The following is a 13,915-nucleotide window of genomic DNA, read 5'->3' as shown; positions in this document are numbered from 1 at the left end:
TTTCTACTGGTCCTTCTTCTGCTGTGTGACGAGGCCGATATTCTTGAAGCCCGCACCCTGGATGCGCGCCATCACATCAGCGATCACGCCGTAAGGCGCCGTCGCGTCGCCGCGCACGAAGATGCGTTCGTTGTAACCCGTCGTCGCAATCGCCTCGAGCTTCGCGGCAATCTCTTCAGCCGGGATCGTCGTTTCCTGCAGATACACCTGGCCGTCGTTCTTGACCGAGATCGTGATCGGCTGGGTCTCGGAATTCAGCGCCTTGGCCTGCGTTTCCGGCAGGTCGATCGGCACGCCGACCGTCATCATCGGTGCTGCGACCATGAAGATGATGAGCAACACCAGCATGACGTCGACGAGCGGCGTCACGTTGATTTCGGAAATTACATTCTTGTTCCGGCCACCGCGGCGGCGGCGTCCGCCACCGCTCCCGGAATTGCCTCCAACAGCCATACCCATGGTCGTACTCCCGCCGTTCCGTTACTGCGCGGCCTGACGCGGCTGCAGCTTTTCATCGATCTGGCGCGAAAGGATGGCGGAGAATTCATCCGCGAAGCCTTCCATGCGAGCCGAAAGCTTGCCGGCATCGGCGGAGAACTTGTTGTAGGCGATAACCGCCGGAATAGCGGCGACGAGGCCGATAGCCGTCGCAAGAAGCGCTTCGGCGATACCCGGCGCCACAACCGCGAGGTTGGTCGACTTCGAGCCGGCGATAGCCTGGAACGAGGTCATGATACCGACAACCGTACCGAAGAGACCGATGAACGGACCGGCCGAACCGATCGTCGCGAGCGAGCCCAAGCGGGACGAAAGTGTTTCAGATTCACGCGACAGCGTCACGTCCATGGCACGGTCGATACGCATCTGCAGACCGATCGGCGAGCGCGCACCGCGCTCGAAGGATTTTTTCCATTCGCGCATCGCCGCAACGAAGATCGCCGCGAGGCCGGTGTTGTTGCGCTCGGAGAGCGTCCTGTAGAGTTCTTCCAGCGACTGGCCCGACCAGAACACCTGTTCGAACTTGTCGAACTGGCGCCGCGCACGGCCATAAGCCAGATACTTGTCGATGACGATCGCCCACGTCCAGACGGAGGCCGCGAGAAGCCCGAGCATGACGAGCTTGACGACGATGCCTGCCTGCATGAACAGCGACCAGAGGCTGACGTCGGCCGTTGCTGCTGCCAATCCTGCTTGTTCCATTGATCCAAAATCCCCGAATCCAAACGCCCGGTGCTTGACCGGGCGGCACAAAAGTGATCTCGCAAGAAATGTCTGGCGACCGCCGCCCTAAGCCCTGGTCAAGCTTGAAGCTTTTCTTCCGCCTTCCTTGCCGTCAAATTTGGTCAAAGGAAGGCGTGCACCGCACAAACTCTGACATTCAGAGTAAGACACCATTATGGTTAACACATCGTTAGTGTCAGAGTGCGACTGAAAGCTTTAATTCAGCTGGGTTTTTCTAGCCGGTCAGAACTGATCTGAGCTGGTCCGGCGGCGGAGCACCGCGCATTTCCTGCAGCGCGGAAATTCCTTCACATGAAACTCATGTTTTTGCAAGAGCCGGTTTACAGCCGTTCTACAGCATAAAACGCTTCCTTTTAGCCTGCGTCAGCCGCAATCAGCATCTGCTTCGCCAAGCCCTCCGGCAGGCGGCGCGGCCGGCCCTTGGCGTTGATGACAGCGATGATGACCTTTGCCGCGATCAGCGGCGTTTCGCCGCGGCGGATTTCCTGCGACAGAATCATCTTGGCGCCGCCCGCCTTTTCGGTCCGCGTCACGATTGTCAGGATATCATCCATCCGCGCCGGGCTCTTGAAGTCGATCTCCATGCGGTGGACGACGAAAACCAGCCCTTCATCATCGGCGGTGATAAGCTCGCGCTGTTCGACACCGAGGCAACGCAGGTAGTCGGTGCGTCCGCGCTCGAGGAAATGCAGGTAGCGGGCGTGATAGACGAGGCCGGAGAAATCGGTGTCTTCATAATAGACGCGCTGGACCAGCTTGTGGCCCTCGTCCGTCAGCTTGCCCGAAATCGAAAAACTCTCATCCACCATAGCCGTCTCCAGATGGGCATGCCTGCCAGGTCGTTATCGTTCTGCGTCCCCCCCGATAGTGGATGAGCAAGCCGGAGGCAATGCGGAGAGGATTGCAGAGAGGGCTGCATCCGCCCCCCTGCCGCGCTGCATCGTTGCGAGACACAAAAGACGCTCGCCCGGCGTTTACTGCCAAGGCCCGCGCAAGCCTGAAGTTGCAGAAACCATCCCTGACGATATCGGGGGATATGATGCAGGTCGCACAGTCGAATGCGCTGAACATACTGCGCAGCACACCACAACAGTCGATTGCGGCCTCCGCAACACCGAGCAGCGATCCGCAGGTGCGGCTGGCCGAGCGCGCCGATCAGGCCCTCGCTGCCCTGCAGCAGGACAAGAAATCGTCTTCCGATATCGCCAAGGAACGCGCCGCGCGCAAACTTGCCGAACTGCAGCAGCAGGTGGAGATGCTGAAGAGCGGCGGGCTCTCGCCCGAAGCCACGGCGCGGCTCGCCGCACAGCTGTCACAGAAGATTGCCTCGGCCGCCGCGCAATTTGCCTCTTCCATCGCTGGCGCGGGCGCCACGCCAGGTGCTGTTGCAGCTGCTTCCGCCGAAGCGGGCACCGCCGGAACAACGGCCGGTTCTGCTTCCGCAGATTCCGCCTCGGGCGAAACACCCGCCGATCCGCCCGCCGGAGAAACCGAGCCTGTTGATACCGCGCAGGCACGCAAGGCCTACCAGGACACGGCCGCCGATGGCGAGCAACAGGCATCAGGCGTGTCGAACGAAGACCGCGTATCGCTGGAAAAGCTGCAGTCGCTTCTGCGCGAGGTCCGTCAGATTCTCGAAAAGGCGATGGATGAAGTGAGAAACGGTAAGACCGGCGGCGACTACACGCAGGCCATGCCGCTTCCAACCGGTTCGTCGGGCATTCCCTCGAGCATCGTCATCTAGCCGATCGGCAAAGCGAACGCCGCTTTCACGCATTGCATTGGCCCGTCAGCGGTTTATGGTTTGCGGCATGCTGACCGATTTCAAGCAACTCAAGGCGGATCTGCGAACCGAACGGCTCGCCCTTCGCGATGCGATCGCCCCAGAAGCGCGCATCGACATGGCCCTTGCCATGGCCGCCCACGCAGGCGACGCCGTCGCCTTCGATCCCGGCGCCGTCATTTCAGGCTTCCTGCCGATCCGCTCGGAGGCCGATCTGCGGCCACTGATGGCAAGGTTTCAGACCCGCGGCGCCCGCCTTTGCGTGCCCGCCATTCTCGACAAGCAGACGATTGTCTTCCGCGAACTGCTGCGCGATGCGCCATTGATCGCGACCGGCTTCGGCACCTCCGGCCCCGGCCCGGACGCGCCGGTTCTAGACCCCGATATCATGCTCGTACCGCTCTCGGCCTTCGATGCGCGTGGCCACCGGATCGGCTATGGCGCCGGCTATTATGACCGCGCCATTAGCCTTTTGCGGCAAAAAGGCCACAGGCCTCGGCTGATCGGCATTGCATTCGACTGCCAGGAAGTGGCACATGTGCCTGACGAGCCGCATGACATAAGCCTGGATGCCATCCTGACAGAAAGCGGCCTTCGCTTTTTTGCCTCTTGGATTGGATAGTGAATGCGACTGCTTTTTCTGGGTGACATGGTCGGCAAGACGGGACGGACGGCGGTTTGGGACCGCCTGCCGGGGCTCGTTTCGGACCTGAAACTCGATTTCGTCATCGTCAACGGCGAAAACGCTGCCGGCGGCTTCGGCATCACCGAAGACATCTTCCTCGAGACGATCAATGCCGGCGCTGATGTCGTGACGACAGGCAATCACGTCTGGGACCAGAAGGACGCCGTCGCTTTCGCCGGCCGCCACGACCAGTTCCTGCGCCCGGCCAATTATCCGCAGGGCACGCCCGGCCGCGGCTCCGGCCTGTTCTATGCCCGCAACGGCGCGCGCGTTCTGGTCGCCAACATCATGGGCCGCGTCTTCATGCATCCCGAGCTGGACGACCCCTTCAAGTCGGCCGAGGCGATCCTCGCCGCTGCGCCTCTGAAGGAACAGGCCGACGCCATCATCTTCGACTTCCATGCCGAGGCGACCAGCGAGAAGCAATGCTTCGGCCATTTCGTCGATGGCCGCGCCAGCTTTGTCGTCGGCACGCATACGCATGTGCCGACCGCCGACCACCAGATCCTGAACGGCGGCACCGCCTATATGTCTGACGCCGGGATGTGCGGCGACTACGACTCCTCGCTCGGCATGGACAAGGAGGAGCCGCTCAACCGGTTCATCTCCAAGATGCCGAAGGGGCGGATGGAGGCGGCGACCGGGCCTGCGACGATCTGCGGCGTCGGCGTCGAGATTTCGGATGCGACGGGACTGGCCGAGAAGATTGCGCCACTGCGGCTGGGGCCGAGACTGGCGGAGACTATCCCGGAGTTCTGGCGGTAACATTTGACGTTCGCGGGTGGCAGCCCCCCTCTGCCCTGCCGGGCATCTCCCCCACGGGTGGGGAGATTGGCTGGGCGCGCCCGGTCACTCCAAATCGCCGTTCCACGAGCCGCAACGTTCGCTAGGCAATGGGGAGCTCGGCACTTGTAATCTCCCCACCTGTGGGGGAGATGCCCGGCAGGGCAGAGGGGGGGGGCCGGCACCCACCGACGCAAATGCAGACAACCCCCAACACGCATTTGTGAGCACCCCGCATCTGGACCCCTGCGGCGCCTTGCCGCATCCTCCCGGCTTCGTGAAAGCGCCGGAGGGGTGGCATGAAGCCGCAATTGCTTATCCTCGCTATCGCATGCCTTGCCACCTTCGCCCTGCCGCAGGCCCCGAGCGCCCAGGAGCAGCGCAGGAACGTCAGCCAGTGCCAGGCGATTGCCCAACGCATTCCGAAGGCGCAGTTCGCCAGCTTCTCGACCACCGCACCCGTGATTCCAGCCGTCTCCGAAGGCGAGGACGTCACCTTCACCTTTCTCGGCCACTCCACCTTCGAGATCGACACGCCCGGCGGCATCGTCATCGCCACCGACTATAACGGCATCTACCAGCCCTCGGTGACCCCCGATGTCGTCACCATGAACAAGGCGCACCAGACGCATTACACGCTGACGCCGGATCCGGCGATCCAGCATGTGCTGCACGGCTGGAGCGATATCCCCGATGAAAAGGCCAAGGTCGATCTCGTCGTCGGCGACGCCTATATCCGCAACGTCACGACCGACATCCGCTTCAGCTACGGCCTCGGCGGATCACAGCAGGACGGCAATTCGATCTTCATCTTCGAGATCGCCGGTCTCTGCATCGGCCATCTCGGCCATCTGCATTACGAGCTGACGGATGCGCATTACACCGAGATCGGCCGTCTCGACGTGGTGATGGTGCCCGTCGATGGCGGGCTGACCATGGGACCGGACAGCATGAGCCGGGTGATCAAGCGCCTGCGCGCCTCGATCGTCCTGCCGATGCACCGCCGTGGGCCGCCGGTCGAGCGCTTCCTGTCGATGATCGGCAAGGAATTCGATATTCAGATGGCGCAGAACAACACGTTGACGGTGTCGCTGCGGACGCTGCCAAGGAAGCCGCAGATTTATGTGATGAGGGACGTGCAGTAGAGCGTGCTTGGCGCCCGTAGCCCCCTCACCCTACCCACCGGGGCCGAGCCAACGGTCTCGACCCGTCCTTCGGACCCCCGAGGGGAGAGGGGGAAGTGGACGCTGCGGCTCCGGCGTCCCTTCTCCCCAGCGGGGAGAAGGTGGCCCAACGGGCCGGATGAGGGGGGCCTCGCGATAAAACGGGAATTTGTTCAAGCAAACTGCAGATGCCGCTTTATCCCCACATCCGGCATCTTGTCGTCATCGAGATTGGCCTTGGCGATCTCCCAGCCGAATTTGAGCTTGCTGCCGGTCGAGACCCAGATTTCGGCATCGTCCACATGCATGGCGAGCATCGTCAGCTTCGGGTCCTTCTTGCCGTTCTCGTACCAGGCGGCAACGACGGAGTTCCAGTATTCCTCGATCTTCGACGGATCGGCTTTCAGTTCGATCTTGCCTGCCAGGCAGGCGTGATAGTCGTGATCCTTGCCGACCACGCAGAAATGCGCGCGTGTTCCCGGTTTCACGGCACGAACGATATCCGCGTCCGATTTGGTGTAGAACCAGATGGTGTTGGTCTTCGGATCGGCATGCGGCGCCATGGGCTGCATATGCATGTCTGCGCCATCGACACCGAGCATGCCGGCATGAATGCCGTTCACCTGATCCCAGAGCTGCTGCGCCGGATGTTCGCGGGCTTCGCTGAAGCTTGCCATGGCCATTCCCTTCCGTTTTCAGTTTCCGGTTCAAAACGTCAGGTCTGCCGCCTTTGTTCCCCCGCGCTGCACAAGCCAACCGCCTGCGTGAAAAGGTGCTTTCCGCTTGAATACGGCCCGTTTCGCTCTTATAAGGCGGCCCATTCCGAATAATGAGACGTGAACAGGGGTGCCATGGCTGGCCATTCACAGTTTAAAAACATCATGCATCGCAAGGGCCGTCAGGACGCCGTGCGATCGAAAATGTTCTCCAAGCTCGCGCGCGAAATCACTGTCGCCGCCAAGGCCGGTCTGCCCGACCCGTCGATGAATGCGAGCCTGCGCCTGGCCATCCAGAACGCCAAGGCCCAGTCCATGCCGAAGGACAATATCGACCGCGCCATCAAGAAGGCGGCAGGCAGCGACGGCGAAAACTACGAGCAGATCCGCTACGAAGGCTATGGCCCGGGCGGCACCGCCGTCATCGTCGAGGCGCTGACCGACAACCGCAACCGTACCGCCTCGAATGTGCGCTCGATCTTCACCAAGGCCGGCGGTGCACTCGGCGAAACCGGTTCGGTCTCCTTCTCCTTCGACCACGTCGGCGAAATCACCTACAAGCTCGCAGCCGGCGATGCCGACAAAATGATGGAAGCCGCCATCGAAGCCGGTGCCGACGATGTCGAGACCGACGAAGACGGCCACTACATCACCTGCGCTTTTGAATCGCTCGGCGAAGTCGCCAAGGCGCTCGAAGCGACGCTCGGCGAAGCCGAAACCGTCAAGGCCGTCTGGCGCGCCCAGAACAACGTGCCGGTGGACGAGGAAAAGGCTCAGTCGCTGCTGAAGATGATCGACAACCTCGAAGACGATGACGACGTCCAGAACGTCTATTCGAACTTCGAAGTCTCCGAAGAAGTAATGGCCAAGCTTTCGGCCTGATCGCCTCTTCCGGAACTGTTTTCAAAGGCGGGCTTGATGCCCGCCTTTTTCGTTGGATCAGGGGGCCGCCGCCCGGATGAAGCTGTCGCGGAAGGCGGCAAGATCGCCGGCGCTGACATCGGAGACCGCCCAGAAGACAAGTCCATCGGACGACCAGTCCGTCATGTTGTACCCCTCATGCTCGCGCGTCGCCTGCCCGCCTTTCGCCTGCGGCCAGATGAACAGGTTGATGACATGGCCGTTGCGCCGGTAGACGAGCGCTGCCACCACCCGGCCGCCGATATAATCGACCCGGCCGCCGACCAGCGGGAAACCATCCTTGGCGAGATCGTTGACGGGCGGCGAGAAATCGATGCGGCCGTTGAACCAGGGCTTTACCGTATGCTGGTTCGAGGTCTGCACATCGACGAGGTGATCGGCGAGCATTGAATGAACGTGGCTCGCCAGCAGCTGGTCCTCAATGCCGAGATCCGGCGCCGGTGCATTGATGAAGAGCATTGCGCTCGCCGCCAGCGCCGCCAGTGACGGCACGAAGCTCCAGTCGCGAACGAAACGGAAGAACCGCTCCCACGGCGAAGCAGGCTTCTGGCGCGGCTGAAGAGCGGATGAGGAGATGGCCTGCTCGTGCGACAGCGCGGAAAGAACCTGCGACCGGACCTCGTCCGGAAGCTTGAAGCGCACGCCGTCCTGTCCGATCCGTTGCCGCACCCCGCGCACCCTTTCGATCTCCGCCCGGCAATCCGGGCACCCCGCCAGATGACTTTCCAGCTCGGCCGCGCGCACCAGATCCAGCTCGCCATCGATGAAGGCATGCACCACCGGGCCCCACTGGTCGCAGCCCTGCTTCGGCGCCTCGGTCATGCCCGCACCCCGCCATTCTCAAACGCATCCCAGGCCTCGCCGAATTCGCGCCGCGCCCGGGCGATGCGCGACATCACGGTACCTATAGGCACATCGATGACCTCGGCGATCTGTTTGTAGGAAAGCTCCTCGAGTTCGCGCAGCACCAGAATTTCCCGCATCGCCTCCGGAAGCAGGCCGATGACATGGCGCACGCGCGACGTCTCGCTCTCGCGGATCATCGCGGTCTCCGCCGTCTCGTCATCCGATGCGATCTCATGGGCCGGGCTGTCGCTTCCGGCATCGGCATCCAGCGGCGTTTCGAAACGTGCCTTCCGCCGTCCCTGCTGCTGCCAGGCGAGATGGCAGTTGCGGACGATGGCAAAAATCCACGCCCGTGAATCGCCGCCGCGATAGGTCTCGAAACTGCGATAGGCGCGCAGGAAGGCGTCCTGGACGATATCCTGCGCCGCATCCTGATCGCGGCTGAGAAAGCGCGCGAAGTTGTAGGCTGCATCCATGTGCGGAAGGATGTTCTGCTGGAAACGCAATGTGTGATCGGGCTGCGCGGAGGCGGCAGCGGTCTGCCGCCCGCCCCTCGCCTGTGCCATTTCCATATAGCCGACGAGGACCGACGCTGCCTCGGCGAGAAAACAGCTTGCGAGCTGAGAAAACGATCGCGAGCGGCGGCGCCAGCGCAGCAGAGCCGCGGCCACCTGATCGTCGAACGATGTGGGGATAGCAAGACAGGCTTCGGTCATCACACCCTCTGCGGCTGCGGCGCAGCCGACTCTAGTCCTCGGGCCGCCCTCAGCGCAATGCGACCCTTTATTGCCTAGATCGCCAAGCACCCGGTTTTATTCCCTGCCAACTGAGATTTTTTTACCGCTTTGCCGGGGTGAAAAAATTATCCATTCATTCTCAATGACTTGCATGGAAAATTACGCCAGGCTCGGAATAAGCAGCAGGCCTCTCCGGTCTAGTTCTTCAGCGGCGGCGTCGAACCCATCCCGTCTCCGCTGAGACACAGGACAAGCCAGAGGAGGCACCCCAATGTTTGAAATGTCACGCCGTACACTGCTTGGTTCGGCCGCCGCGGCAGCCGCATTCGGCCTCGCATCGAAGCTCGAATTCGTGCCCCCGGCCTTCGCCGCATCGCCGGACGAACCGGCAACCGGCTTCTACCGCTACAATGTCGGCGATATCGAAGTGACGGCCATCTATGACGGCATCTGGCGTAAGCCGCACGATCCCGCCTTCATCAAGAATGCCACGGTCGACGAGACCAAGAATGCGCTCGCCAAGGCGCATCTGCCGACCGATTTCATGCCGATCCCGCTGACGGTGGTCGTCCTGAAGGTCGGCGGACGGCTGATCATGATGGATGCCGGCTCCGGCGTCGGCCAGTGGCAGGCCAATGCAACCAACCTTCCCGGCAACATGGCAGCCGCCGGCATCGACTACCGCAAGATCGACACGGTCATGATCTCGCATTTCCACCCTGACCACGTCTGGGGCCTGATGGAAAAGGGCACCAATGCGCCTGTCTTCCCGAATGCCGAGCTCATCGTTCATTCGGCCGAATATAACTGGTGGACCGATCCCGGCCGCCTCTCGAAACTCCCGGAGGGGCGCAAGCCTGCCGGAAAGCGCATCGCCGAAGTCTTCCCGAAATGGAAGAACTGGAAGTTGGTGGAGGACGGTGCGCAAGTGGCGCCCGGCATCGAGCTGATTTCGGCGCCAGGCCATACGCCGGGTCATTCGACCTATCTGGTCAACTCCGGAAAAAGCCAGCTGCTGGTTTCGGCCGACATCATGTACGTCCCGGCGCTGCTGGCGCCGCATCCGGAATGGCAGGGCAGCTACGATCAGGACGGGCCGCTTGCCATCACCAGCCGCCGCAAACTGATCGATCGCGTCATATCGGACAAGATCGCCATCTGCGGCTCGCACTTCCCCTTCCCCGGCTCCGGCAGCTTCGTCAAGGACGGAAATGCCTATGCCTTCACGCCTACCAGCCAGGCCTGACGCCTGAGGAGACTATCGTCATGAAAAGATCATTCACCCGCTACGCCGTTCTCGGCGTCATCAGCTTCTGCGCGTTGTCGGCAGGCGGCTCGACCATCTCGGCATTGACGGCGATGCCCGCCTTTGCCGTCGACAACATGGAAACCGGCGACGGTCCGGACCTCACTTCCGTCCGCGCCAAGATCGCTGCCAAGGACTATCAGGGCGCACTCGAGGAATTGCGCGGCCTCGCCGAGGATAACCAGCAGGCCGATGTCTACAACCTGCTCGGCTACACGCTGCGCATGACCGGCGACTACGACACGTCGCTGACCTACTACACCAAGGCTCTCGAATTGCAGCCCGATCACAAGGCAGCGCACGAATATCTTGGCGAGCTCTATCTGCAGACCGGCAAGCCCGACAAGGCGAACGAGCAGCTCGCTTCGCTGAAGCAGCTGTGCCCCGCAGGCTGCGAGGAGCTGGAAGACCTACAAGAGGCGATCGCCGCACGGGGCGGCAACTGACGGTGATTGCCCCGGGGCGGGCGGCAGATGCCGCTCGCCCTGCTCACCCATTGGAGATGATCATGGAACATTCCCCTATCCGATCCGCCGGCAGCAATGCAGCACTTCTCGCCGGACGTCTGCTGCTCTCGGCCATCTTCCTGCATGAAGGCGCAACGCTGGCGCTGAACTTCAACGCCACGGCAGCGGCCTTCGAAAGGCTCGGTCTCGAACTACCGGTCGCTATCGGCGTCATCCTGCTGCAGCTTGCGGCCGGCTTCTCGGTCGCGGCAGGCATGGCCACACGGCTGGGTGCTGTTGCGCTCGGCATCTTCTGCCTGATGACGGCCCTGCTCTTCCACACCGATTTCACCAGCCAGAACGAACTGCTGCATTTCGAGAAGGACTTTGCGATCGCCGGTGGCATGTTTGTGCTGGCGATCTCGGGCGCCGGATCGCTGTCTGTCGATGCAGTCCTGAAGCGCATCGTCCCGGTGCCGATGGCTGTCTTCTTCTGACCTCCGCGAGGATCTGGATCAAAGCGGTTCACAGCTCCGTGAGCCGCAGCCTGATTTTAAGAAAGCGGTAACGCTGCAACCGTTCAATGTCCCTGCCTCCAGCCGGTCTGTCTCAGGCCAGCGTCTCTCACACCATCGGCGGGGAAAATGCCATGAAGAAACTTGCTCTCACTCTCTCCATTTCGCTGCTTTGCGCCTTCTCCGCACAAGCGCAGCCCACAATGGTCAAGCGCTTCAACGATTGGGGCGTCTATTCCTACAAGGCCGGTGGCCAGACGGTCTGCTATCTGCTGACCGTGCCGACCGGCCAGACGCCGACCAGTGTCGATCACGGCAAGAATTTCTTCATGGTCGGCCCCGGCGCCTCGGCGAAATACGAGCCGCAGGCACGGATGGGCTACGAGTTGAAGCAGGGATCGCGCGTGAAGGTGCGCATTGGCGACCAGACATTCTGGATGTTCACCCGCGAGAACGCCGCCTGGATGCAGCATGAGGAGCGTGAACCGGAAATGATCCGCGCCATGCGCGGCGGCAGCGAGATGGTGATCGAGGCGACCTCCAGCCGTGGGACGGACACCAGCTACACCTATTCGCTCGATGGCATCACCGCCGCCTTGAAACAGGTGGCCAGCTGTAGCTGACATGCGCCGTCTTTCTCTTCTGCGCCGGACGATGGGGCTGCTTGCCCTCTGCAGCCTGTTTGCCGCCTGCCTAGCCAGCCAGGCATCGGCAGTCCCGGTTGAGATGGGCACACCAAAGGGCCGGGAAACCGGTCTGCCGGTTCCCCGCTTCGTCTCGCTCAAATCGGCCAACGCGCGCATGCGCATCGGGCCGTCGCTGGATTACGGGACCAAGTGGATCTACGTGAAATCAGGCCTGCCGTTGGAGATCACCGCCGAATACGACAATTGGCGTCAGGTGCGCGACAGCGATGGCATCACAGGCTGGATGCATCGCGCCCTGCTCTCATCGCGCCGGACCGCGGTGATCGGCCCCTGGCTGAGAGAGCCCGCCGCACTTCACACCGGAGCCCGGGAAAGTGCGGCTATCTCGGCGGCATTGATGGCCCGCGTCCTCGTCCATGTCGGACGCTGCGACGGAGCGTGGTGCAGCATCGGCCTGCCACACCAGAATCTCACCGGCTTCGTCGAGCAATCGGCCCTCTGGGGCGTCTATCCCGGCGAAGCCATCGCCGATTAGGCGGCGGCGCTCATAAAGCTGCCGAGGCCCGCAAAGAGCTCGACCGACTTCAGCCGCGCCTCGATATCGTGGATCGGCATGGAGATGATCAGCTCGTCGGCCTCCGTCTCTTTCAGAAATTCCTTAAGCTTGGCTTCAGCCGTCTGCGGCGAGCCGACGACGGCATAGCGCAGCGTATGCTCGACATTGAGCTTTTCCATCGGCGACCAGAAGCTCTCCATATCTTTCACCGGCTTCGGGAACTGGCCACGAACATTGCGCCGGAGATTGACGAACTGCTGCTGCGCCGAAGTGAAGTGATACTCGGCCTCTTCATCGGTCGGCGCGACGGAGCCCATCACACCGGCCATCACATATGGCTGGTCGAGGACCGCGGATGGCTGGAACTTGCTACGGTAGATATCGATCGCATCGAGCAGCGAATCCGGTGCGAAATGCGAGGCGAAGGCATAGGGCAGACCAAGCATGGCAGCGAGCTGGGCGCTGTAGAGGCTGGAGCCAAGCAGCCAGACCGGCACGTGCGTCCGGTTGCCGGGCACCGCGAGGATCGCCTGGTTCTCGACAGGCTCTCCGAGCAGCTGCTGCAGTTCGACGACATCATGCGGAAAGCTCTGGGCGCCGGCATCGAGATTGCGGCGCAGCGCCTGGGCGGTGCGCATATCCGTACCCGGCGCACGGCCGAGACCGAGATCGACGCGGCCGGGAAAGAGCGCCGCCAGCGTGCCGAACTGCTCGGCGATCACAAGCGGCGAATGGTTCGGCAGCATGATGCCGCCCGAGCCGATGCGGATCCGCTTCGTCGCAGCACCAACATGACCGATGACGACGGCAGTCGCCGCACTGGCAATGCCCGGCATGCCGTGATGCTCGGCAAGCCAGAAGCGCTTGTAACCATACTCTTCCGCCTTCTGCGCCATCCGGGCGGAACCCGCAAGAGATTGGCTGACGGTCGTCCCTTCGGGAACGGGCGAAAGATCGAGGATGGAAAAGGGGATCATGAGAACCTGCCGTCGGTATAATGGGGCTACCGGCTATGTAGGTGGTAACGGCGCCGCATCCAAACCCTGAGAAAAGAAAAAGGGCCGATCGGCCGCCTGCCACCAACTCAGATGTGGAAGCCAAATTCCGGCATTCCGCATGTCGTTGTTATCGCAGGCCCTAGACGGTCATTCCTGAGCCAGCAGTACAGGCTAAATAACCACCACCTACTATTACATATCTGCGTTGCATAATCGGAAGTAGGCGCTTGTCTGCGATGGGATCATAAGAAGCGCAGCTTATGCATACGAGAGTGTTTGAGATGGATTGGGTCCCTGTAGTCTTCGTTACATTCAAGGTTCTTGCCTTGGGAATAGCCATGTTCTTCGCCATCAAGTGGCATTATGACCGTGCGGAGAAAAGCGACAGGCGAGCGCTACTGCGATCAGGCGGCATGATGGCTGCAGTCTTCGCGCTGGCAGTACTTGGCGTGGGGCTTGCCGCCTTCTTGCTGAGCAGGAAGCTCGGCCTGGACCTGAGCCTCTGATGAGGCCGCTGTTTCAAGCGACTCCAGATCCAACTGATGGCTGGAGTCGCCTGACACTTTGAGGG

The 13,915-nt window shown here is 61.9% G+C and carries 18 protein-coding genes; 11 read left to right on the top strand and 7 right to left on the bottom strand.

The genetic code is table 11. The features are described 5' to 3' along the window. Window positions 1–3: 3 nt before the first annotated feature. From tolR to ybgC, 3 genes are all read right to left on the bottom strand, one after another. Window positions 4–459: a protein TolR gene (tolR, locus tag AC1DJO_RS25840; protein ID WP_112385433.1), complete on the bottom strand. Its 456-nt coding sequence runs from the start codon at window positions 457–459 to the stop codon at window positions 4–6. A gap of 21 nt (window positions 460–480) precedes the next feature. Next, window positions 481–1,200, bottom strand: a complete 720-nt coding sequence (tolQ, locus tag AC1DJO_RS25835; RefSeq protein ID WP_112385434.1) for a protein TolQ — start codon at window positions 1,198–1,200, stop codon at window positions 481–483. Between the two features lie 395 nt (window positions 1,201–1,595). Then, complete coding sequence (gene ybgC, locus AC1DJO_RS25830) at window positions 1,596–2,051, bottom strand: tol-pal system-associated acyl-CoA thioesterase (RefSeq protein WP_112385435.1); 456 nt, start codon at window positions 2,049–2,051, stop codon at window positions 1,596–1,598. Window positions 2,052–2,281: 230 nt separating this feature from the next. On the opposite strand from ybgC, the gene AC1DJO_RS25825 reads away from it, so the two are divergent. The 4 genes from AC1DJO_RS25825 to AC1DJO_RS25810 all read left to right on the top strand — a co-directional run bounded on the left by AC1DJO_RS25825 (window position 2,282) and on the right by AC1DJO_RS25810 (window position 5,638). Next, window positions 2,282–2,986: a hypothetical protein gene (locus AC1DJO_RS25825; protein ID WP_477973631.1), complete on the top strand. Its 705-nt coding sequence runs from the start codon at window positions 2,282–2,284 to the stop codon at window positions 2,984–2,986. A 67-nt stretch (window positions 2,987–3,053) separates the two neighbouring features. After that, entirely contained in the window at window positions 3,054–3,647 is a 594-nt protein-coding gene (locus tag AC1DJO_RS25820) for a 5-formyltetrahydrofolate cyclo-ligase (RefSeq protein WP_477973629.1), read from the top strand. A gap of 3 nt (window positions 3,648–3,650) precedes the next feature. Then, complete coding sequence (locus AC1DJO_RS25815) at window positions 3,651–4,475, top strand: TIGR00282 family metallophosphoesterase (protein ID WP_310297390.1); 825 nt, start codon at window positions 3,651–3,653, stop codon at window positions 4,473–4,475. 317 nt (window positions 4,476–4,792) lie between these two features. Further along, window positions 4,793–5,638, top strand: a complete 846-nt coding sequence (locus AC1DJO_RS25810) for an MBL fold metallo-hydrolase (RefSeq protein ID WP_477973627.1) — start codon at window positions 4,793–4,795, stop codon at window positions 5,636–5,638. Between the two features lie 191 nt (window positions 5,639–5,829). On the opposite strand, the gene AC1DJO_RS25805 is transcribed toward AC1DJO_RS25810, so the two are convergent. Beyond that, a complete protein-coding gene (locus AC1DJO_RS25805) occupies window positions 5,830–6,333 on the bottom strand; it encodes a pyridoxamine 5'-phosphate oxidase family protein (RefSeq protein WP_112385703.1) in 504 nt (167 codons plus the stop codon). A 174-nt stretch (window positions 6,334–6,507) separates the two neighbouring features. Between AC1DJO_RS25805 and AC1DJO_RS25800 the strand changes: the two genes are divergently transcribed. Further along, window positions 6,508–7,254, top strand: a complete 747-nt coding sequence (locus AC1DJO_RS25800) for a YebC/PmpR family DNA-binding transcriptional regulator (RefSeq protein WP_310297382.1) — start codon at window positions 6,508–6,510, stop codon at window positions 7,252–7,254. A gap of 57 nt (window positions 7,255–7,311) precedes the next feature. On the opposite strand, the gene AC1DJO_RS25795 is transcribed toward AC1DJO_RS25800, so the two are convergent. Continuing rightward, window positions 7,312–8,115: an anti-sigma factor family protein gene (locus tag AC1DJO_RS25795; RefSeq protein WP_477973625.1), complete on the bottom strand. Its 804-nt coding sequence runs from the start codon at window positions 8,113–8,115 to the stop codon at window positions 7,312–7,314. After that, a complete protein-coding gene (locus AC1DJO_RS25790; RefSeq protein ID WP_477973623.1) occupies window positions 8,112–8,855 on the bottom strand; it encodes a sigma-70 family RNA polymerase sigma factor in 744 nt (247 codons plus the stop codon). Before AC1DJO_RS25790 ends, AC1DJO_RS25795 begins: the two co-directional genes overlap by 4 nt. 292 nt (window positions 8,856–9,147) lie before the next feature. Between AC1DJO_RS25790 and AC1DJO_RS25785 the strand changes: the two genes are divergently transcribed. The 5 genes from AC1DJO_RS25785 (at window position 9,148) to AC1DJO_RS25765 (ending at window position 12,325) form a co-directional block, all read left to right on the top strand. Continuing rightward, window positions 9,148–10,122, top strand: coding sequence for an MBL fold metallo-hydrolase (locus AC1DJO_RS25785; RefSeq protein WP_477973621.1), 975 nt, complete (start codon window positions 9,148–9,150; stop codon window positions 10,120–10,122). A gap of 20 nt (window positions 10,123–10,142) precedes the next feature. Beyond that, complete coding sequence (locus AC1DJO_RS25780; RefSeq protein WP_477973619.1) at window positions 10,143–10,628, top strand: tetratricopeptide repeat protein; 486 nt, start codon at window positions 10,143–10,145, stop codon at window positions 10,626–10,628. A 62-nt stretch (window positions 10,629–10,690) separates the two neighbouring features. Then, a complete protein-coding gene (locus AC1DJO_RS25775) occupies window positions 10,691–11,125 on the top strand; it encodes a DoxX family protein (protein WP_477973617.1) in 435 nt (144 codons plus the stop codon). A 152-nt stretch (window positions 11,126–11,277) separates the two neighbouring features. Beyond that, window positions 11,278–11,766 carry an invasion associated locus B family protein gene (locus tag AC1DJO_RS25770; protein ID WP_477973615.1) on the top strand — a complete coding sequence of 163 codons (489 nt, stop codon included), beginning with the start codon at window positions 11,278–11,280 and terminating at the stop codon, window positions 11,764–11,766. 1 nt (window position 11,767) lies between these two features. After that, window positions 11,768–12,325 (top strand): SH3 domain-containing protein, encoded by a 558-nt coding sequence (locus AC1DJO_RS25765; RefSeq protein ID WP_477973613.1) that lies wholly within the window; start codon window positions 11,768–11,770, stop codon window positions 12,323–12,325. On the opposite strand, the gene AC1DJO_RS25760 is transcribed toward AC1DJO_RS25765, so the two are convergent. Beyond that, window positions 12,322–13,323 carry an LLM class flavin-dependent oxidoreductase gene (locus AC1DJO_RS25760; RefSeq protein ID WP_477973611.1) on the bottom strand — a complete coding sequence of 334 codons (1,002 nt, stop codon included), beginning with the start codon at window positions 13,321–13,323 and terminating at the stop codon, window positions 12,322–12,324. The genes AC1DJO_RS25765 and AC1DJO_RS25760 overlap by 4 nt on opposite strands. Before the next feature lie 359 nt (window positions 13,324–13,682). On the opposite strand from AC1DJO_RS25760, the gene AC1DJO_RS25755 reads away from it, so the two are divergent. Continuing rightward, the gene (locus AC1DJO_RS25755; RefSeq protein WP_477940574.1) at window positions 13,683–13,850 is read left to right on the top strand and encodes a hypothetical protein; all 168 of its coding nucleotides are present in this window, start codon (window positions 13,683–13,685) and stop codon (window positions 13,848–13,850) included. Window positions 13,851–13,915: the final 65 nt, after the last annotated feature.

It is taken from the genome of Rhizobium sp. 05N430 (genome assembly GCF_056396985.1).
This window is presented reverse-complemented; position numbering and strand designations above follow the sequence as displayed.